Genomic DNA, 20,623 nt, shown 5'->3' with positions numbered 1-20,623 from the left:
GGGTGAGCGGGGTGAGCAGGGTGTGCGGGTCAGAAACGGAGGCCATCGTCCCCGCCGAACAGCGGGGCGCGCTCCGTGGTGCTGGCCCACGCTGTGAACTCGTACTTGGGGATGCCGGTCGTCAACTCGGTCTGCGCAGCGACCACAGACAGCCCGTCGACGACACGCGAACTCCACGAGGTCGTGACTGCTGATGCGTCGGACGACTGGGCGGCAGCAGTCAGGAGTGACGAGTCGAACACGCCACTGGGTGCAGCTCCGTCCCCGATGCCACCGAGGAACTCGGTGAGGTCAGCCGGCACGGATCCGACGTCGACGCGACCGAGGACCGAACGGACGACATCCGGGAACGTCTGGCGGAGTCGCGCACGGGTGTCATCCCACATCCGGTCTGCGACCGCGCCACTCACCCCCACGGACGTGATCGAGTCCGCGAACCGCGCGAGAGCGGATCCCGGCTTCGTCGACGTCTCCTTGAGGAGGGCGCGGGGCTCGGCCCGGAGGAGCTGCCCCTCCGCTCCGAGCAGGTCGGGGGCGCTCTCGAGAGCGGCCGTCCAAGGACCGTCGAGCCATCCGAGACGGAAGACGTGGCCGCGGATGGTCAGGGCGGCCGAGGCGATCACGGCGTCGTCGACGCGGACCTCGCCGAGCTGGACACCCAACGGCAACGGACCTCCGACACGGATCGACGAGACACCGGCCGTGGTCTCCGGGCCGAGTGGAGCGTCGAGCACTCCGCCGAGGACCGCCGACCACGCGAGGAACTGGCCGTAGGCGTCACTCGTGCGCTTGAGGTCCCGGACGGCCTGACGGAGGTTGCGCCGCGCGGCCTCCGCCTGAGAAGCGGCGGCGTCGCGCGCGTTGAGGATGCGGAAGAGCTCCCGCTGGTTCCGGGCGAAGGTCACGATCCCGACGACCAGCCAGGCAACGACGACGACCGCGGCGGCGATCGCGACGGGCTTCCAGGGCAGTACGGACGTCCAGCGGAGCACCCCCAGCACGACGAGGGCGACGATCATCCCGATGGTCATGATCCGGAGCGCTCGGGCGAAGCGCTGCTGTTCACGGATGGCTCCGTCGTCGATGTCCGTCGAGCCGCCGGTGCGCAGGACCTCGAGCAACTCCCCGACCTCTCGCGCGGTCCGCGTCACCGCTCCCCCGAGTGGTTCGGCCACCTGGGTCGCGAAGCTCGACCGCTGCGCGGCCGTCCACTCACGGAGTCGGTCGAGGGTGCGCCCTGCGTCGAGGCCGAGCGACACGTCGTTCCGCTCCGCCTGGGCGAGCACTCGGTGCTGCTCGGTGATGCCGAGGACGTCGTAGCCGTCGAGTTCAGCGAGACCGAGCGACGCCGACGACGCGGTGAAACGGGCCGATCGCGGAGGGACGATCTGCGCGGGGTCGCTGACGACCGCGCGCTGCGTGCCGATCGTCACGGGCGGCAGCGTACCGACCCGGTCCCCTGCGTCGGCGAGGGTCAACGCACCGCTGGCGTAGTCGGCCCAGAGCGCAGAGAGGTCGGTCGGTGCGAGGTGCGTGCGGTCCTCGCCGTCGCCGGCCAGGACCGTGTCGATCGCTTCGGCCGCACGACCGAGGGCTTCCCAGTCGGCGGATCTGCCGTCGGCGGACACTCCGTTGACGACCACTGAGTAAGCGGCCGGGTCGGCGCCGAAGACGGCGCGGTGGACTCGGGACGCCACAGCGGACGACACACGGTTCACGGTTCGCCGGTACCACTGCGCCGGTGCGGACCGCATCGATGCCCACAGGAACCCGAAGAACAAGCGGATGGCCGCCATCGCACCGATCGGCTGCGGCTCGACGGTGCGGACCACCTCGCGCGGGCCCCGCAGCACGTCGGGGTGACGGGCCCAGAGCGCCTTCGCCATCGTCGACGTCGCGAGTGCCACGTCCTCCACGGCCAACACGGCCGGGCCACTGCCGACGGGGAGCGGCAGTCCGTGCACCGTCGAGGTCACCTCCCGCCGGAGGGCACGCTCCGCGCTCCCGGAGTCGAGGCGACGGTAGTAGGACCGAGCAAGTCGTACGACCTCGCCCGGAGCGATCGCCTCACCATCGAGAGGGCCGCCCTCGATGCCGCTCCACAGGCCTCCGAGGCCGGCGAGCACCGAGGCTGCGTGAGCGGCGAGCGCCCGGTCGTCCGAGTTCCGGGCGATGAGCATCCGCCCGCGCCCAGGAGCGGTGCTCTGCTCCGGTGCCACCACGACGTTGTGCCAGCCACTGCGGGCGAGGTCCTCCGTCGTCGTCGGGTCCCCGGCGCGGACGACCGCGAGCCGGATCCGCGTCACCCCGGCTGCGCTCCCGCTCGACTCGAGCGTTTGCGCGACCTGCTGCTCCACGGCGGAGGCGACCCGTGCCTCCAGTCCGTCCGCCAACGGCAGCAGCACGACGAGACGGATGCGGTCCAGCGCGCGCCCCGTGAAGGCGCTCTGCAACGGCGCCCCCCGCAGTGCGCCACGCTCGACGAACAACCCGTCCGCCGACAGCGCGGTCACAGAACGGGACTCGATCCAGACGAAGTCGTCGACGATCCCGGCGGCGGACCAGTCGGTGAGCACTTCGCGGATGCGATCGGACGCACCGGAGGGTGCGAGCACCACGACGAGGTCTGCCATCAGAACGAACCGCCGTCCGGGACGACGACGTCGCTCGGCGCCGCGTTCGGAGCGGCGGTGCCCGCGACGGACGGCCGCTGGTCCCGCGCGGTGAGCACGATCGACCGGATCTCGTCGAGCACGGCGAACGTGTCCTCGGCAAGGTCACGGAAGAACGGTGTGGCCGAGGCCGTCGCGCGGTCGGCGATGGTGGCGAAGGTCCCCGTGGCGGCTGCTCCGGCGACGTCAGGACCAACGTAGTTCTCACCGACGAACGACCGGATGCGATCGATCCAGGTGAGCGCACCGTCCGCACGTTCGGCGGCTGTCAGGTCCGCGGTGGCGACCACGCCGTCGGTCCCGGAACGTGTCCTGGGTTCCCAGAGCCAGGCGGTGATCCGTTCACGGGCAGCTGTCGTCCCGATCCCCTGTGCGGGGGCGCCGTCCGTGCTGTGGTCGGCGAGCGACCTGAGCAGCGTGTACGGCTTCAGCGGTGTGAGGTCGAAGCCGCCGCCCTCGTGCACGCGAGCGATCGCGATGAGCAGCGATTCGAGCACTGCCGGCATCCAGTCGTTCCGTGCGAGGAACCGTGTCGGCGGCGTGAGCAGCGGGTTCGGGAAGGACACCCACGTGGACGTCTGCGGGTCCCAGATGGAGACCGGGTCGGTGAAGGGCTCGTTCGGGAGGACGATCTCCCCCGTGAGTTGACCGATGAACCACCCGGTGACCATGGCCCGCCGTTCGTTGACCCCCATCGGGAGGGACGCCGTCAATGGACGTGCCCGTCGCCACTTCCACCAGTCCGCCCGCGCCTGCGCCGGCAGCGATCCCCACTGTGCAGCGACCGGACCGAGCACGGAGCCGAAGACGAGTGGCGAGTAGTTCGGGTAGGAGCCGAAGACGTCGATCCGCGTCACGCCCTCCGCGCCGGTCATCGCCTGCATGAAGTTCTCGACGCTGGTCGGGTCGACCCGAGGGTCCTCGGACAGTACGGCCCGGAGGGTTTCGGTGACGGCGCCCTCTTCCGCGAAGGGCACGGTCGAGAACTTGTACCGGTACTCGACCTGACGCTGGTGGATGCGTTGGACGCCGACCGCGTTGACGCTCACCAGCGGCCTCGCGAGTGACAAGGCCTCCCGGAACCGTGCCGCGACCTGCGCCGCCCGCTCGGTCCGCTCGAACTCGGTGGCGTTCTCGCCACGGACGAACGACTTCAGCGACGTCCGACAGAAGACGTCGAAGCTCTCGTCCGGTCGACGGACGAAGGCCCGCGCGCGACCGAGGACCTCGTCGACCTTCGCGTGCACGGTGAAGCGCGCGGTCGCGGGGACCTCGACCACATCGGTCTCCGGGTTGACCGAGAACACCCTCGACCGCCAAGGGATGTCGAGTTCGACGAGGCCACGCGGTGCTTGGTCGCCGCCGGTCGTCTTCCAGATGCCTCGGATCGCCGCGTGCACCACGGCGGAGCGTGCAGCAGGGAAGGACGTTCCGACCTCGGGCTCCACTGCCCCGCGGACGTCTGCCTCGTACTGCGCGGGGAACTCCGATGCCCTGGTGAGGAGCACCTCGTTGTGCGCCACGTCGAAGCGGGGCGGCACGACCACGTCGTCGTCGGACGGCCAAGCGCGGTACACCGTCGTCTCGAGCCGTGCCAGGCCGACACCGTCGATGCTGGCGTCTCGGTCGCGCTCGAGGAGTCGCAGTGACTCCAGCACCGCGTTGCGCAGCGGAGCGAGCAAGTTGCCGCGTGCGTCGGCGAGCAGCTCACCCGCGAGCTCGGCGGATTCGCTCCAGAGCACGTTCTGGTACTGCTGGCGGAACTCCGCGATCAGGTCGTCGACGACCGCGGTGCTGTTCGTGATGCGGCCGCGCATCGCGCCGACGCGGTCTGCGAAGGTCCTCGGGACGGCATCGATCTCGAGCCGTCGCGACCCGAGTTGTGCGAGGAGTGGGGCGAGCGAGTTCTCGATGTACACGTCGAGGCGTTCGACGAGGAGCGCCGCGTACGGGAGGCCGAAGGTGCCGATCGCTTCGTCGACGACGTCGGAGAGGCGTCGGACGAACTCGTCCTGCCACCGGTAGGCCCATCGGAACGCCGTCTGGGACACGGCCTTGAGGGCGAGAGAACGGTTGCGGGTCAGGAAGCTCCGGACGGTACCGAGCCATTCGGAGGCGACGGTGTCGCCGCCGTCCGCTCGCGGAACGCCGTTCGCGATGTGCTGGTCGACGAGGCGCGCAGCCTCCTTCGCCGCTGACTCACGGTCGAAGGCGGTGTCGGAGAACCAGCTGAGCACCTGTTGGGGCGTCGGGGCCACTCCGTCCTCAGCCGGCAGGGCGAGTGCGTCGAGCACCCGTCCCCATTGACTGTCGAGCAGCACGGTTGCCTGCTGCTGCGACGACGAGGTGTCCCCACGCTGCATGTGTCCGGCGACCAGGCGGTCGGCGGCAGATCGCGCGATGCGCTGCGCCGCGTACTCCCGGTACCGTTCGCGCCCCATGCCGAGGCTCGCGAAGCCGAACGACCCCCACTGCAGCTTGTCCCACGACACTCCCCATCCGAGCGCGTTGCGGTCTCCCCCGATGCCGCCCGTGTTGGTCAGGTCGTAGGCGGCGAACTGCTCGGCGGCGGTCCCGCTCGCGACCAGCGCGGCGAGTGCGCGCCCGAGGCCGCGGTACACGGCCTGCTGGCTGCCGTCGCCGAACAGGGTCTGCTCGGCTCCGACGAACCGTCCCACGGGGAACACTCGTTGGAACGGCACTGCCCGAGCGCTCGAGACGGTCTGGCCAAGCGCTCGCAGCACGTCGACGTCGTGGTCACGTGCTGCGCCGGACTGGCCGGCGATGATCTCGCCGAGCATCGCGAGGGAGTTGCTCCGGACTCCGGACCGGGCGGCTTCGGGGAGCCCGTCGAAGATGTCCGCGGAGACCAGGAACATGCCCACGAGCTCCGGCTCGAGTTGCGGCAGCAGACCGAGGATGCGCGCCACGTCGAGCGCCATCGACGCTCCGGCTCCACCGGCCATCGACGAGACCAGCAGCACGATCGGAGGGTCGTTCGGAGCGAATTCGCCGAGGCCTGGCACGCGCCCGCTCAGCGTCGCCATCTCGGCGTTGGTCTCGAGGCGGTGCAGGTCGGTCCATGCACGCTGGAGGCCCGCGCGGATGTCCTCGGCACGGCTCAGGGCGATCATCCGGCCGACCGCCCGGTACTGGCCGGCGCCCTGCGAGATCGCCACGGGGACGTCGCTCGGAGCGCGTGGTGCCCAGGTGGCGATGTCGTCGAGCGATTCTGAGGACCGGAGCCGCTCGCTGATGCCCTCGTCGAGCACGGAGTACCCGACGCCGGTCGCACCCGTGCCGATGTACCGTCCGCCGAGGTCCGGAACCGCTGGCAGGGGCTTGGCTTCGGCGTTCGCAGCGACGGGCACGTCGACCTGCACGAACTGCCACCCTGCCGGCATGGAGTCGACGCCGTGTCGCGCGAGGTCCGACTGCAGCTGGTCCATCAGGTACGACAGCGTCGCACCACCGGAACCGCCGCAACCGACGATGAGGAACTTCTTCATGCGATTTCCGTTCGTGCTGCGCCGTCGTTGACCGCGGCGTTGTTCGGGAGAGCGGTGGAGTTCATCGGTGGGGCCCGTCGTCGAAGCCGAAGCCGAAGCCGACGTCCTCAGCGGGCGGCGGCGGTGTGGCGCTCGACTCGGGAGTCGCACGTCCGTCACCGCGGCGTGACGGGCTGCGCCCTGCCCTCGGTCGTCCCGCAGATCGAGAACCGTACGCAGACTGCGGAGCCGAGGAGACGTCCTCGGAGCCGAAGCCGATGGAGGACCCCGAGCGGGCGCCGGCCGATGCAAATGCGTCCTCGGACAGCAGTTCCTCGCCGGTCTCGGCTCGCAGACGTGCGAGGAGGTCCGGCAGCCGGTCACGGACGGACTCCGCCATGGATGCGCGGATGGAATCAGGTGCATTCGTCCCGACGAACGCCACGACCTCCGCGGTGTCGGCAGCCGACCCCGCCGGCGACAGGACTACCCAGTGTCCCTGCACCGCCAGGGGCAGCCGGGCACGGATGGAAGCACCACGGCGGACCCATGCTGGCGAGCCGTCCGACGCGGCCGACGAACCAGGCTCGGCAGCCACCACATGACCGGCCCCCACTGGCGAGCGGCTGGGCCTCGCTCGAAGGGAGAGGCCGGCGACGACGAGCGATCGCGCGTTCTCACGCGAAACGGTCTGCATCGTGCTGAAGTCCGACGGGCGGAAGCTGAAGGGCTCGCCGTCACGGAGGACCGTGCCGTCGACGACCCGGACCGACACTCGCTGCGAGAGGAGACCACCTGACGGCATGCGGGCCGTCACGAAGGATGCGAGGTACAGCAGGCCGAGCGGGATCCCGGGCCCGGCGATGAGCGCCACGACCAACGCGAGCAGGAAGTTCGCCTGGTTGAGGGGACGTCGAAGGTCCGCCGTGAACGAGACGTTCGTCGTCAGCGGGTCGCCGAGTGCGTCCGCGGCGGCGATGCTGACCGGGAAGGTGCCGTTGACCGTCCCGTTCCGGGATTCATCGAAGGACAGCGTCACCTGCATCGGTGTCCCAGCAGAGGACGCCTTGACGCAGTCCGACGCCTGATCGTGCCCGTCCGCCACGACCCTGATCGGTCCTGTTCCGGACGGTGCCGCAACGACCGCGGGCTTCCCCGACAGCCAAGCGCACCCGGCCCCGGTCAGGGTGACGGTCGCCGTGCCGGAGGTGTCGCCTTCGATCGTGCCGAAGTCGACGGTGTCGCTGACGACGGGGTACTGCTCCGGCGCCAGGATCGAGACCGGCACACGGACGACGGCCGGCGCCAGCACCGTCCCCTCATGCACGACAGTGGTCCCGCTCATGACGGGTGCCGTGGTGAGCGACAGGCGCATCTCCACCGTCCCGGCGCCGAGGTCGAGCCCGGTGGGTTCCGTGGAGACTGCGTCGCCGATGTGGGCTTTGTCGGCTCCGTCCACGATCGTCGTGTCGTGACCCGATCCGTCGCTGAGCGCCGCCGAGAGCGCGGCACTGCCCTGGATCGAGGCCGGCGCGACAGCATCACGACCGCGGGCGATCCCGAAGGTCCCGTCCCACGCGCTCGACAGGTGTACTCGGCCTCTGGAGGCACCGGACCAGGTCGGCACGAGGTCACTGGAGATGTGGACGTTCGTGCGGGACCGCTTGTCTGCTGAGGTCCCGGCAGGATCGATGAACACGACCTTCCACAAGCCGGACCACGTCGTCGCACCGTCGGAGCGCGTGATGTCCACGGAGACGGACGACGGTGACTCCCAGGTGTAGGTCGCCGTGCCACCCGGTACGGCGACGCTGGCTGAGGTACCGATGGCGCCTCTCGGAAGGCGCACCGGGACTCCGTCGGGCCCGACGAGGTCGACGTCGACGGCGTCGACGTCCGCGGCGGCGAGGACGTGGACAGCCGGAGTCGAGTCGTCGAGGACGAATTCGTGGGCCTGATCGGTGCAGTAGGAGACCTGACAGATCCCGGACTCCTGCGTCAACGGCGCCTGACCAGGACTACTCAGTGCGTCGAAGGCGAAGAGCAGGTTGTCGATGTCGGAAGCGAGCGTGAAAGAACCGGGTACGGGTTCCGTGATCGAACCGCACGTGGTCTTCGGGGAGCTGCTGGAACCAGTCGCGATCGCTTCGAGCTGCGCGAAGTCGCTCGCCGACGCTCCCGAGGACTCCAGTCCGACGGCGAACGTCGTGATCCCCGATGACCGGAGCTGGTCCGCGAGTCCGCCGCTCCGGCAGAGATCTTCGTTCGCGGCCTTGGTGACCGCCTCCACTCCGGCCCTCGTGCTCAGGTCCGCTCCTGGCGCGAACGACTTCGACGTGCCGTAGGCGTCTTGAGCAGCCTTCGTGCTCCGGACGTCGTACTCGGCCTTGCCGTCGGTGAACCAGGCGATCGCCTGGCAGCTTGTTTCCTTCCGGGAAGACGCCCGTTCGGCGAGGTCCTTCCGGGCGCCTTCGAGCGCGGACCAGTAGTCGGTCTCGAACCCGGTGTCCGCCGTAGCGAGGGATGCGACGGTTTCCGACACTCTTGGAACGGAAGCACCGTCGAGCGTCGACCAGTCCCCGACGTCGGAGTACGAGGTGCTGAAGCGCGAGACCCTGATGTCGACCTGGGCGGAGCTCTGCTCCGCGAAGCGCCCGAGTTGTCGCACCAGGTACTGCGCCGCCTTCACGCGGTCGTCGTCCGGGTCGGACTGCTTGAGACTCCCGCTGTCGTCGATGAGGAGCAGGAGGTCGCCGGTACCGCCGCCCGCGATGCACCCACCGAAGTCGGTCACGGCAGCATCGGAGTCCTTGACCGTCGCGGCGGGGACGACGTTCGCCGTCGACGCAGCCTCGGCAGCTGTCACGGCGCTGAGCGCCGGCGCCAGCACCACGCCTCCGGCGACGAGGACGGCCATGAGCGCGCGGAGGCGGCGGCGCGGTCGCGGTGACCGAGCGGCAGTCACAGGTGTCCGATCCACTGTGCGATCCGCAGAGCGGCGATGAGCACTCCGACTGCCAGCACGATCAGCGCAGCCCATCCAGCGACGACACCACTCGTGGTCGCGGCGTAGAAGGGCTGCGCCCGGGCTGCTGTGTCCCGCACACGGAATCCCGCGTACAGACCGATCCCGACAGGGCCGGCGAGGCACCAGGCGATGACCGCCATCGTCGGCTGGCGCCCCAGGGCGATGGCCATCACGATCGCGATGCCGCCGACGGCGATCGCAGCAACCAGAAGCGCGATGGGCGTCCGAGTGGCTGTCGTCACCCCCGCATCGATATCGGTCGTGGTGAACACCGTGGCCGTGGGCCTATCCGTCGCACCGCTGTTCTCCACGCTCGAGAAACCGAACGGATCGTCCGCGCTCATGCTCGCTCTTCCCCTGCGCCTCGGCGCGATGTCACTGCCACTACGTCCCCCTCGTCGTTCCTTCGTCGCTCAGCTACCTGGGGAAACCAAGGCGGCGAAGAACGCGATGTTGAAGGGAACAGTCGCGTATCCCAGGATCAACGCTGCCAACGCGATACCACCACCCCGTTGTGGCCGGTTCCGACACTGCCGTCGAGCAATGTGCCCGAAGATGACCGCGAGCCAACCGGAGACGAGCAACGCGCAAACGAGGGCGGTCACGGCCAAGCCGTTGGTTCCCGGTCGGCCGACCCCGTTCCCAGCGACGGCTCTGGTGCGGTACGCAGGAGCGGGATGGTACTGGTTCGGCGGCACAGTGGCCGACTGCGCGGGCTGTACTGGGAGCTTCACCGGCGCCTGACGAGTTCCGGTCTGGGAACGACGAGCCGCCGACGGCGTGGCTGGTGTGCGTCCACTCTCAGCGGGAGCCGACATCGAAGTCGGTACTCCAGGGGCGGCCATCGAAGCATCACGAAGCGCCGTACCGCAGACCGAACAGAACTTCATGTCCGAAGGTGCGGTGTTGCCGCACTTTGGGCATTGCTTCACGAAGTCTCCTTGTGTTCGATCATCAGCTGATACTGACACGTACTCACGCCAATGTGCACGTTCCGTAGAGGCCCCCGATCGGGCCGGCTGCCGGCGCGTGTGTCATCCAGACCGCGAAGGCGCGGGCTGACACCGCGGTGAGTGTCCACCGTGATCTTGGCATCGTTCCGTCCATCACGAAGCTTGCCTGACATGCCACGATGAACCCAACGACCCAAGGAGGGGCACCAATGGTCGACCGAGCACTTCGTGACCGCCTGCAGACATTGTCGGAGGTCGCCACCGAGGTCCGCAATCACCGCGCCTCCATCCAGGACGCAGCCGCGTCAGCGACGGACGACCTCCTCACCCGCCGCCTGACGATCACCGGCCCAGCCCTCTCCTGCTCTGTCCTCCCTCTCCGCCTCACCGACACGTCCCTGGCGTCCGCGATGCAGCACGCCGCCACACTCCCCCACGCAGACCGCGCCGCCGAGGACGTCCTCACCGTCCTGACGAAGGACGTCCCCGCAGCCCTCGCCGACGAGGACTCCGCGTCAGGCATCGCCGGCATCTTCGCCGGCCGGGAGCGCCGTGAAGCAGCAGCCCGCGCCGAGCAATACCTGACGAACACCCTTGCCTGGCTCGACAACGGCGCCCTCTCCGCGCTGAAGGCCATCGACACTCGTCACTTCCCCCGTCCCGACGCCACGCTCGACGCACTCCTCGACACCGAGGGCCCGCTCCTCACCTCGACCGCGCACCTCGGCCCGGTCGCCCTGATCGACCTCGCCCCGATGGCGCACCTCCGGACCACGATCGCGACGCTCCGGTCGGTGGTCGAAACCGAACAGGAGGCCCGTGCGCGCGTCCTCGACGCCGGCCACCGTGTGCGGGACGTTGCGGCCCGACGCGAGCTGAACACGATGGACATCGACCGGCTCCGCGAGGTCACCCGTGACCAGCTCCGCCTCGGCGCGGTCCGGGACACCGGTATCCAGACCGTGGGCGAGCTCCTGCGGGCTCCGATCGTCGCCGGTCACCTGCCCGGCATCGGCGAGACGACGGCCGCGCGCATCAACGCCGCCGCCCGGTCGATGCAGGACGCTGCCCGCGAGGACGCCGCCATCCAGATCGACGCTCGCCGACAAGACACGGCGAGCGTGGCCCTGGTCTCCGCGCTCCGGCTGTGGGAGGCGGCGAAGAACGGCGGCGGCCCTCGCGCGGCCGTCCTCGTCGGCGAACTCGCTCCCCTGGCGGACACGGTCGCGCAGCGAGCGGTCCTGGGCATCGTGCACCAGCCGGGCGCGCGGGCCTCCGGCTCGTTCAACCCGGCCGAGGGTGCGGTCGAGCGGATCGAGGCGGACGTCGACGACGCCCGCCAGCGTGCGGTCCGCGCAGCGGGCGACCGCGACCGGATCGCGACGACGGACGACTGGAGTGACTTCCTCGACCGTCCGGCCAGCTACTTCGCCCTCCTCGACGAGGTCGGGCTCACCAACTCGACGACGGCCGGCCGCGGGTCGCTGCCCGAGGGCCTGATCGAGCAGATCGAGCAGTTCCACCTGGACACGTCCCTCCTGTCCGCGTCGCTCCGCGGATACCAGCGGTTCGGTGCGGCGTTCGCGCTCGTGCAGGAGCGCGTCGTCATCGGCGACGAGATGGGCCTCGGCAAGACCGTCGAGGCACTCGCGGCGATCGCGCACGTGGCCGCCACCGCGACCGACGGCACGCCGCGGTTCGTTGTCGTGTGCCCGGCCGCAGTGGTGGCGAACTGGCTGCGCGAGACCGAGAAGCACACGACCGTGCCGGCGTTCCGCATCCACGGCACCGAGCGCGTGCGCGGGATCAACGGCTGGCTCCGCGAGGGCGGCGTCGCCGTCACCACCTACGAGACGCTCGAGTGGTTCCGCACGCGGGTGCCCGAGGAGCAGCGGTTCGCCGCGGTGATCGTCGACGAGGCGCACTACGTCAAGAACCCCGACGCCAAGCGCACGAAGCACACCCGCGCACTCCTCGAACGCGCCGACCGCGCGCTCCTCATGTCCGGCACCCCGCTCGAGAACAAGGTCGAGGAGTTCCGGGTCCTCATCGACCACATCCGCCCGGACCTGATGGTCGACGAGGACGACGACCCGCTGGCGTTCCGGAAGCAGATCGCGCCGGTCTACCTCCGCCGCAGCCAGGAGGACGTCCTCACCGAGCTCCCGGAGCTGGTCGAGGTCGAGGAGTGGACCGACCTCACCCCTGCCGAGGCGGAGCGCTACGCCGCCGCGGTCGACGGCGACAGCTTCCACACGATGCGGCAGCTTGCCATGCTCGACGGCGCCGCCTCGAGCAAGCTCGCGTCGCTGCGCGACGTCATCGCCGAAGCGCGCTCCACCGGCCGCAAGACCATCGTCTTCTCCCACTACCGCGCCGTCCTGGAGGCGGTGCTCGCCTCCGTCGACGGCACCGTCTTCGGTCCGTTGAGCGGTTCCACGTCCCCCTCGGGGCGGCAGGACATGATCGACGAGTTCTCCGCCGCAGCTCCGGGAGCGGTGCTGGTCGCGCAGATCATCGCCGGCGGCGTCGGCCTCAACATCCAGGCCGCGTCGGTCGTGGTGATCTGCGAGCCGCAGCTCAAGCCGACGACGGAGTGGCAGGCCATCGCCCGTGCCCGACGGATGGGACAGCTCGACGTGGTCCAGGTGCACCGGTTGCTGTCCGAGGACGGTGTCGACGCAGCCCTCGTGCGGATGCTCGCGCGGAAGACCCGGACCTTCGCGGACTTCGCGGCCGTCAGCGAGACCGCGAGCGCGTCGGCGCAGGCGTTCGACATCTCGGAGTCGCAGCTCATCGCCCAGGTACTCGCCGACGAGCGGGCACGGCTGGCGCACGAGCGATCCCGGCAGGCGGACGGGCGGACCACCGGAGCCATGGCGCCGGAGCCGGCCGTTTGACGAACCGAGCCCTACCTCGCGGCGGCGAGCGCCGCCTCCAGGACGTCCTCCTCGATGATCGGAGTGCCGTACTGGCGGGCCTTCCGCGCCTTGCCGGACAGGCTGTCGACGTCGGCGGCGATGAGCACGGCCGTCTTCTTCGTGACGTTCGGCGCTGACCGGATGCCGAGCCGTTCCAGGTCCGCCTCGATCTCGGTCCGGCTCCGCCGCATCTCCCCGGTCAGCGTGACGATGCTGCCCTCACCCAGGTCGATCGTGGGTTCCTCCTCAACGGCTGCGGGCGCCGCCTGGGTCGCGGCGGAAAAGGACCGCGCGCCCATGCGCGCTGGCTGGCGACTGTGGACCGCGTGTTCCAGCTCGTCGTCGGTGACGCCGAGCAGCCGCGCGACCCGTTCGAGTTGAATGTGGTCCTGGATCGTGAGGACCCCGCCGGCCCAGACGGCTTCAACCAGGTCGGCGAAGTAGCGGCGGTGCAGGTCAGCTCGGACTGGCTCGGGCAGTCCGAATTCACGCCCGAACGCGGCGAGTTGGTCGGCGTCGCTCGCGGTCAGCAGGTCGTCCGACAGCGCACGGTCGAGGACGGCCGCGTAGAGCGTCGCCTCCGTACCGCCGTCGACGGCCGGCAGGCGGTCCGTCGCCACGTCCACGCGGGTGCGGTCGGTGGTGCCGGTCGAGCGCCGCCGTGCAGTCCAGGGCGAAACACCGGACTGGAGGCTCGGCCACCGCAACTCCGTGGCTCGCGTCCCCCAGGTGGTCCAGCGGGGATCCTGCCGGGAGGACCCGATGTACGCGCCGAGCAGGCTCGCGGTGGCGCGGGCGTCGGCGAGGGCCTCGTGCGCGTCGACGAGTTCGATGTCGTAGGCGCTGCAGCAGTCGGCGAGCTTCCGACCGGAGCCGGGCAGGAACTCCTGCGCCAGCCGCATCGTGCAGAGCGCGGTGCTCGCCTGCTTGAACGGCGACCGGTGGCCCAGGCGCTCGAACTCGGCGTGCAGGAACCGCGCTTCGAACGAGGCGTTGTGTGCGACGACGACCCGGCCGCGCAGCTTGTCGACCAGGTCGCCGGCGATGTCCGCGAAGGTCGGGGCGCCGGCCATGTCTGCGCCGCGCAGGCGGTGGATGTGCACGGGGCCCAGGTCTCGCTGGGGGTTGACGACGGTCTCGAAGGTCCGTTCGACGTCGCCGTCAGGTGTGACGTGGACGATGCCGATCTCGATGATTCGGTGCCCGTACGAGGGCGCGAGGCCCGTCGTCTCGAGGTCGATCACCGCGTAGCCGTTGTGCATCCCCAGTCCCTCCTGACGCGGATGAGCACTGCCCAGCGCTCTTCCATCCTCATCGTGATCGCCTCGGGCTGCGACCACCTGTTCGAGGGGGCACTCCGCCATCCTCCGATCGGAGGACCCCACCTCCACCCGCTCCCCGGATCCCATGGCGCCGCCACCCCACCAGCCAGGCTGAAGGCATGCCCGAAACCCCCGCCATCGAGGTCCAGCACCTCACCAAGCGCTACGGACCGTGCGGGAGCGGCTGATCGTGGTCAGTCCCAGGTCGCCAGCGCCACGATCATCGAGATCGGCAGCGACGCCGCGAGCACGATCCCGACGACGATCGCCAGAGTCCTCGCTGTCCGGACGCCCTGCTGCCCGACCCACACGAGCAGCAGGATCGCCACGAGGTAGACCGGCACGACCAGCAGCAGCGGCACGAACCCGAGCCCGGTCCACTGCACGAGTGCGCCAGCGAGCAGTTCGTACACGGTGCACGCTGCCGACACCGCGAGCGCGACCCGCACCTGGGTCGATGCTCGGTGATTCGGGACAGCGGTCACGTCCTGCTCACTCATCGACGTACCCGTTGCCGGGCCCTCCCGCCAGGCAGGTCGTCTCGACCATCACGTCGCCCGAGGCCCTGGTCACGCTCGCGTTCGCCTCCGCGAGCCAGTCGTCCCCGAGCGCTCGGATGTCCCAGCCGGACGGGTCGGCGTCGCGGAGCCCGGCCTCGCGCAGCACCTCGCGCACGGGAGCCAGTCGCCGCTCGACCTCGTCCGCTGGCAATTGATCGGCTTGCCGCTCGGCATCTGTCTGCGGCTCACCCTCCGGGTCGGAGGGTACCGACCATCGCCACATGTACTGCGTGCCCTCCTGCAGGTTCGACAGCGGGCACTCGAGGGTGACCTGGACGACGTCCTGGGAACGCACGTCTTCGCCCAGCGCGCGCACGGCGAGCTCTCCGACGCCCGCGAGGTCCTGCTCCGCCTCCGTCTGCGTCCTGCTCGTCTCGAGCTCGGTGAGTGGTTGCGCACGGCGCTCGGCATCCGCAGCCCAGCTCCTCGCCACCCCCGTCGTCGGGTACCCGAGCGTCCCGGCCGCGAGGACCGCGAACACGGCGCACGCCACCGGGCCGACCAGCGTGACCGATCGGTCACGCCGTCGCTGCACCAGCAGCACGACGACCCCGGTGAGCGGCACCCCTGCGCACACCACCGTCACCACGACGTCACCGATCGTCTGCGCCGAGAGCGACCGGTTCGAGCTGTCGACGCCGTTGTACCCGGCGAGCGCGACGAGCAGCCACGCGATCCACCCGGCGGGCAGCAGCAGACCACTCAGCACGATCCACCCGATGCCGTTCCGCCGCTTCGGCGGCGACCACGCGTTGTCGTCGACCATTGATCCCCCGTTCCCCACCTCCACCGTACCGACTGACGGGAGGCGCAGCACCAGCCCGCCACGCGCCTGACGTCCAGCAGGGACACACCGACCCATGACCGGCCCGCCCCGACCCGCCTACGCTCGAAGTGATGCCCGCTCCACGCACGACCCGCGACTCGACCACAGCCCTCGACCCCACCACCACGAGCGACGGGTTCATCCGCGTCCGCGGTGCCCGCGAGAACAACCTCCGCGACGTCGACGTCGACATCCCCCGCGACCGCATCGTCGCCTTCACGGGAATCTCCGGCTCGGGCAAGTCCTCCCTGGCGTTCGGCACCGTCTTCGCCGAGGCACAGCGCCGCTTCCTCGAGTCCGTCGCCCCCTACGCTCGCCGCCTCATCGCGCAGGGTTCGACCCCGCACGTGGAGTCGATCACGGGCCTCCCGCCGGCCGTCGCCCTGCAGCAGCGCCGCGGTGCCCCGAGCTCCCGGTCGACGGTGGGGACGCTCACGACGCTGAGCAACTCGACCCGCATGCTCTACTCCCGTGCCGGCACCTACCCCGATGGTGCGGAGCAGCTGTACTCGGACTCGTTCTCCCCGAACACCGTCGCCGGCGCCTGCCCGCGCTGCCACGGCCTCGGCGTCGCGCACGAGGTGACCGAGGCCTCCGCCGTCCGTGACCCGTCGTTGAGCATCCGCGACGGTGCGATCACGGCGTGGCCTGGTGCGTGGCAGGGCAAGAACCTGCGCGACGTGACGGCCGGCCTCGGCTATGACATCGAGCGACCGTGGCGTGAGCTGCCGCAGGCGGACCGCGACTGGCTGCTCTTCACCGAGGAGCAGCCAGTCGTCCAGGTGCAGCCGAAGCGCGACCGGGTCGCGAAGCCGTACAAGGGGAAGTTCTGGAGCGCACGCCAGTTCGTCCTGCACACCCTCGCCGACTCGCAGAGCGAGTCGCAGCGCAACAAGGTCCTGCAGTTCGTCGAGTCGGGTCCGTGCACGCTGTGCGGCGGTTCGGGGCTGACGCGGGCGGCACTCGCGGTGACGTTCAGGGGTCTGACGATCGCCGACCTCAACGCCCTGCCGCTGTCCGACGTCGCCGAGGTCCTCCGTCCGACAGCCGAGCTGACCGACGCCGCAGCGGCCACCTCGCGCACGACCTCGGGCGAGCGCACCGAGGTCGCCGTGGCCATCGCCCGCGACCTGCTCGGCCGCGTCGAGGTGCTCACCGGTCTCGGCCTCGGCTACCTGAGCCTGGACCGTGCCACGCCGACGCTCTCCCCCGGCGAGATGCAGCGCCTCCGCATCGCGACCCAGCTGCGGAGCGGGCTGTTCGGCGTCGTCTACGTCCTCGACGAGCCGAGCGCGGGCCTCCACCCCGCCGATGCCGAGCCCCTGATCCAGGTCCTGGAGGACCTCCGCGCCAGCGGCAACAGCGTCTTCGTCGTCGAGCACGACATGCGCATCGTCCGCCAGGCCGACTGGATCGTCGACGTCGGCCCCGGCGCCGGCACCGCCGGTGGCACCGTCCTGTACAGCGGGCCCGTCGACGGCCTGGCTGACGTCGAGGCGTCCGTCACACGCCGGTTCCTGCAGCCGCGGGGCTCCGACCGGGAGGCCCGCCCCACCCGCACGCCGATCGGCACCCTGGCACTGCGCGACGTCACGCGCCACAACCTCCGCGGGCTGGACGTCGACCTGCCGCTCGGGGTCTTCACCGCCGTCACCGGCGTGAGCGGTTCGGGGAAGTCCTCGCTCGTCGGAGGCATCCTCCCCACCAGAGCGGTCGACCACCCGACGGTCAGCCGCGTGGTGGAGGTCGACCAGAAGCCGATCGGCCGGACGCCCCGGTCGAACCTCGCCACGTACACCGGGCTGTTCGACGCGGTGCGGACGGCGTTCGCGGCGACCGATGACGCGAAGGCCCGCGGCTGGACCGCCGGACGGTTCTCCTTCAACGTCGCGGGCGGCCGGTGCGAGGTCTGCCAGGGCGAGGGCTCGGTCTCCGTGGAACTGCTGTTCCTGCCGGGGAGCTGGGCGCCGTGCCCGGAGTGCCACGGCTCCCGGTACAACGACGAGACGCTCGAGGTCCGCTGGAACGGATCGACCATCGCCGACGTCCTCGGCATGACCGTCGACGAGGCCACTCCGTTCCTCGCCGCGATCCCCGCCGCCGCCCGCACGCTCGACGCCCTGGGCCAGGTCGGGCTCGGCTACCTGCGACTCGGGCAGCCCGCTCCGGAACTGTCCGGCGGCGAGGCCCAGCGCATCAAGCTCGCCACCGAACTGCAGCGCGCTCGCTCCGGCCACACGCTCTACGTCCTCGACGAGCCGACCACGGGCCTGCACCCCGCCGACGTCGAGCGCCTGACGGAACAGCTGTCCCAGCTGACGGATGCCGGCAACACGGTCGTCGTCGTGGAGCACTCGATGTCGGTCGTCGCCGCAGCCGACCACGTCATCGACATGGGACCGTCCGGAGGCGACGCCGGTGGCCAGGTCGTCGCAGCCGGCACGCCCACCGAGGTCGCTGCCTCCGCGGACAGCCGCACGGCCCCGTACCTCCGCGCCGAACTCGGTCTCTGACGGAAGCCGTCGCCGGACGGGAGGCGCGGCGCGGTGCCGCCCCGCGCCTCCCGTCCGGCGTTGTCCACATACTTCAGGATCGCGCGGCGTCCGCCGCCGCCTCGGCGGTACCGTCCCGGGATGCAGCACTGGGAAGCCGACGAACGCCGAACCCGCCACATGGCGCCTTTCGGCCGGAGGGACACCGCGCCGGAACTCGCGCTCCGTCGGGCCCTCCACGCTCGCGGCCGCCGGTTCTTCGTCGACCGTCGGATCAGCAGCCGGACGAGGGCGCGCGCCGACCTCGTCTTCCCCCGCGCCCGTGTGGCCGTCTTCGTCGACGGCTGCTTCTGGCACTGGTGCGAGGAGCACGCGCACCTACCGAAGGCGAATGCCGAGCTGTGGCGGGCGAAGCTGCTCGCCAACCGGCGACGTGACGCGTCGCACGACGCTGTCCTCCGCAGCGAAGGATGGGTCGTCATCCGGATCTGGGAGCACGACGGCGTCGAGGCCGCCGTCGATCTGGTGGAGGCGGCTCTCGACCGGTGGGACCGCATCGCGTCACGACGGTCCGAGCAGACTCGCCCAACTGCGACGAACGCTCCCGGTGGTCCCGTGAGAAGTGCGACGCTCTGCGGTAGCCGGCCGCCACCGCCGCCCGGGCAGCGGTTCCACCCAGCACGATCATCCGCCGCCGCACCTCCCCCAGCCGGGCACGCTTGAGGTACTGCGCAGTGGACATCGCACGCGCCGTGCGCTCGTTGGTCTCGGACGAGGCGGCCTTCGTGCACGGTGCACCCTCGACGTCGACGGCGGCCTCGTGGCGACGCGGCTGGGCTAGGCACGCTCACGGAGGCGCGCCGATGACGGACGGGAGGCCCGGAACCAGTCGGTCCCGGGCCTCCCGTCCGTCACGTGGTGACTCCCGTCACACGGCGACACCCGTCACCTGCGGACCTCCGTCACCAGGTCAACACGAACCGGCCTCGAGTCCCGCCGGCTTCGAGGCGTTGGTGCGCCTCGGCGGCACGCGCGGCGGGCAGCACCTCGGCGACGCGGGGAACGATCGTGCCGCCCTCGACCGCGTGTCGGAGCCGCTCGAGCTTGTCGAACGACCGGTACTCGCGGAAGACCATGACCTGCTCGAAGCGGATGCCGTCCGTGCCGTTGCCCTGCCAACCGCGGACGTCGAGGAAGACGCCACCGTGGCGGAGGGCCGGGACGACGACGTCCCGCTGGACAGCACAGTCCGCGAGGGCGTCGGCACCCTCGGGGACGATGGCCCGGACTGCATCGGCGAACGCATCGCCCCGAGGAACGACGTGGTCCGCGCCGAGGGAGTGCACGAGCACTTCGTCCTGCTCCGAGGTGTCCGCGATGACGGTGATGCCGGCGGCCTTGGCGAGCTGCACGACGTAGTTGCCGAGGAGGCCCGCGGCACCGGTCACGGCGAGGGTCTGGCCGCGCTCGAGGCCGGCGAGCTCGAGGATCTGGATGGCGGTGAGGCCGTTCATCGGGACGGTGGACGCGAGTTCGATCGAGGTGCTGCGCGGGATGCGGGTGAACGACCCGACCGGTGCGACCAGGTGCTCGACGTAGGCGCCGCCGTGGCCGGTGAGGGGTAGCGCGATGGCCATGACCTCGTCGCCGACAGCCCAACCCTCGACGTCGGGACCGACCTCGTCGATCACACCCGCTGCGTCAATCCCGGGGACGTAGGGCGGAGCGGCTGCGCTCGAGTCCCGCTCCCCCGCGCGCACTCCGGTGTCAGTGGGGTTCACCGCGAACGCTCGGACGGCGATCCGCACGGACCCGCTGCCGGCGTGGACGTCCTGGACCTCGTGGACGGCGAGGGCCTCGGGCCCTCCGAACTGTGTGACTCCGACGACCTGCATGCATCCGGTCTACCGGCTGCGGCGAACGCGGTGTCCAGGCAGCGAGCAACGTGGCACACAAATGCAGAAAACCCCTGACAGAGGGAGCGGATGCTCCCCGTGTCAGGGGTTTTCATGAAGAGAAGTCCGGCGGCGTCCTACTCTCCCACAAGGTCCCCCTTGCAGTACCATCGGCGCTGAGAGGCTTAGCTTCCGGGTTCGGAATGTGACCGGGCGTTTCCCTCTCGCTATGACCACCGGAACAATTTCGACACTCCTACTAGGAAGCTTCGAAACCTGTTCCGCGCATGCGCGGTGTTCAGTTTCAGTTGTTCCCGATCGTCTGTCGGGAACCACAAAGTGGACGCGAGCCCCGACCCCCGAAGGGGTCAGGAAAAAAGTGTGTGTCAAGTCTTCGGCTTATTAGTACCGGTCAGCTCCACGGGTCGTTAGTCCCCGCTTCCACATCCGGCCTATCAACCCAGTA

At 70.3% G+C, this 20,623-nt stretch carries 12 protein-coding genes and 1 rRNA gene; 3 read left to right on the top strand and 10 right to left on the bottom strand.

What is annotated here, in order from left to right; translation table 11 throughout:
• Positions 1-29: 29 nt before the first annotated feature.
• The 5 genes from DEJ31_RS08920 to DEJ31_RS17770 form a co-directional block, all read right to left on the bottom strand.
• Entirely contained in the window at positions 30-2,633 is a 2,604-nt protein-coding gene (locus DEJ31_RS08920; RefSeq protein WP_111121689.1) for a hypothetical protein, read from the bottom strand.
• Positions 2,633-6,181 carry a tubulin-like doman-containing protein gene (locus DEJ31_RS08915; RefSeq protein WP_181433488.1) on the bottom strand — a complete coding sequence of 1,183 codons (3,549 nt, stop codon included), beginning with the start codon at positions 6,179-6,181 and terminating at the stop codon, positions 2,633-2,635. Before DEJ31_RS08915 ends, DEJ31_RS08920 begins: the two co-directional genes overlap by 1 nt.
• A 61-nt stretch (positions 6,182-6,242) precedes the next feature.
• Entirely contained in the window at positions 6,243-9,077 is a 2,835-nt protein-coding gene (locus DEJ31_RS16875) for a VWA domain-containing protein (protein WP_181433487.1), read from the bottom strand.
• 44 nt (positions 9,078-9,121) lie between these two features.
• Positions 9,122-9,430 (bottom strand): hypothetical protein, encoded by a 309-nt coding sequence (locus DEJ31_RS08900; protein WP_146243125.1) that lies wholly within the window; start codon positions 9,428-9,430, stop codon positions 9,122-9,124.
• A 171-nt stretch (positions 9,431-9,601) separates the two neighbouring features.
• Positions 9,602-10,120 (bottom strand): DUF4190 domain-containing protein, encoded by a 519-nt coding sequence (locus DEJ31_RS17770; RefSeq protein WP_181433486.1) that lies wholly within the window; start codon positions 10,118-10,120, stop codon positions 9,602-9,604.
• Between the two features lie 230 nt (positions 10,121-10,350).
• Between DEJ31_RS17770 and DEJ31_RS08890 the strand changes: the two genes are divergently transcribed.
• Positions 10,351-13,041 (top strand): DEAD/DEAH box helicase, encoded by a 2,691-nt coding sequence (locus tag DEJ31_RS08890; protein ID WP_181433485.1) that lies wholly within the window; start codon positions 10,351-10,353, stop codon positions 13,039-13,041.
• 11 nt (positions 13,042-13,052) lie between these two features.
• Here the strand turns inward: DEJ31_RS08890 and DEJ31_RS08885 are convergent, their stop codons facing one another.
• The 3 genes from DEJ31_RS08885 to DEJ31_RS08875 form a co-directional block, all read right to left on the bottom strand.
• Positions 13,053-14,324 (bottom strand): exonuclease domain-containing protein, encoded by a 1,272-nt coding sequence (locus DEJ31_RS08885; RefSeq protein WP_181433484.1) that lies wholly within the window; start codon positions 14,322-14,324, stop codon positions 13,053-13,055.
• Positions 14,325-14,578: 254 nt separating this feature from the next.
• Positions 14,579-14,884 (bottom strand): hypothetical protein, encoded by a 306-nt coding sequence (locus tag DEJ31_RS08880; RefSeq protein ID WP_146243124.1) that lies wholly within the window; start codon positions 14,882-14,884, stop codon positions 14,579-14,581.
• The gene (locus DEJ31_RS08875; RefSeq protein WP_111121681.1) at positions 14,877-15,710 is read right to left on the bottom strand and encodes a hypothetical protein; all 834 of its coding nucleotides are present in this window, start codon (positions 15,708-15,710) and stop codon (positions 14,877-14,879) included. The genes DEJ31_RS08880 and DEJ31_RS08875 overlap by 8 nt, the downstream gene beginning before the upstream one ends.
• A gap of 131 nt (positions 15,711-15,841) precedes the next feature.
• On the opposite strand from DEJ31_RS08875, the gene DEJ31_RS08870 reads away from it, so the two are divergent.
• Positions 15,842-18,283 (top strand): excinuclease ABC subunit UvrA, encoded by a 2,442-nt coding sequence (locus tag DEJ31_RS08870; protein ID WP_111121680.1) that lies wholly within the window; start codon positions 15,842-15,844, stop codon positions 18,281-18,283.
• A gap of 120 nt (positions 18,284-18,403) precedes the next feature.
• Positions 18,404-18,985 (top strand): very short patch repair endonuclease, encoded by a 582-nt coding sequence (locus DEJ31_RS08865; RefSeq protein ID WP_146243123.1) that lies wholly within the window; start codon positions 18,404-18,406, stop codon positions 18,983-18,985.
• Positions 18,986-19,224: 239 nt separating this feature from the next.
• Here the strand turns inward: DEJ31_RS08865 and DEJ31_RS08855 are convergent, their stop codons facing one another.
• Positions 19,225-20,157 carry an NADP-dependent oxidoreductase gene (locus tag DEJ31_RS08855; RefSeq protein WP_111121679.1) on the bottom strand — a complete coding sequence of 311 codons (933 nt, stop codon included), beginning with the start codon at positions 20,155-20,157 and terminating at the stop codon, positions 19,225-19,227.
• Positions 20,158-20,281: 124 nt separating this feature from the next.
• A 5S ribosomal RNA gene (rrf, locus tag DEJ31_RS08850) occupies positions 20,282-20,398 on the bottom strand.
• Between the last annotated feature and the right edge of the window lie 225 nt (positions 20,399-20,623).

It is taken from the genome of Curtobacterium sp. MCPF17_031 (genome assembly GCF_003234035.1).
Lineage (GTDB): Bacteria > Actinomycetota > Actinomycetes > Actinomycetales > Microbacteriaceae > Curtobacterium.
Note: the sequence above shows the minus strand (reverse complement) of the source record. Positions and strands in the feature narration are given on the sequence as shown.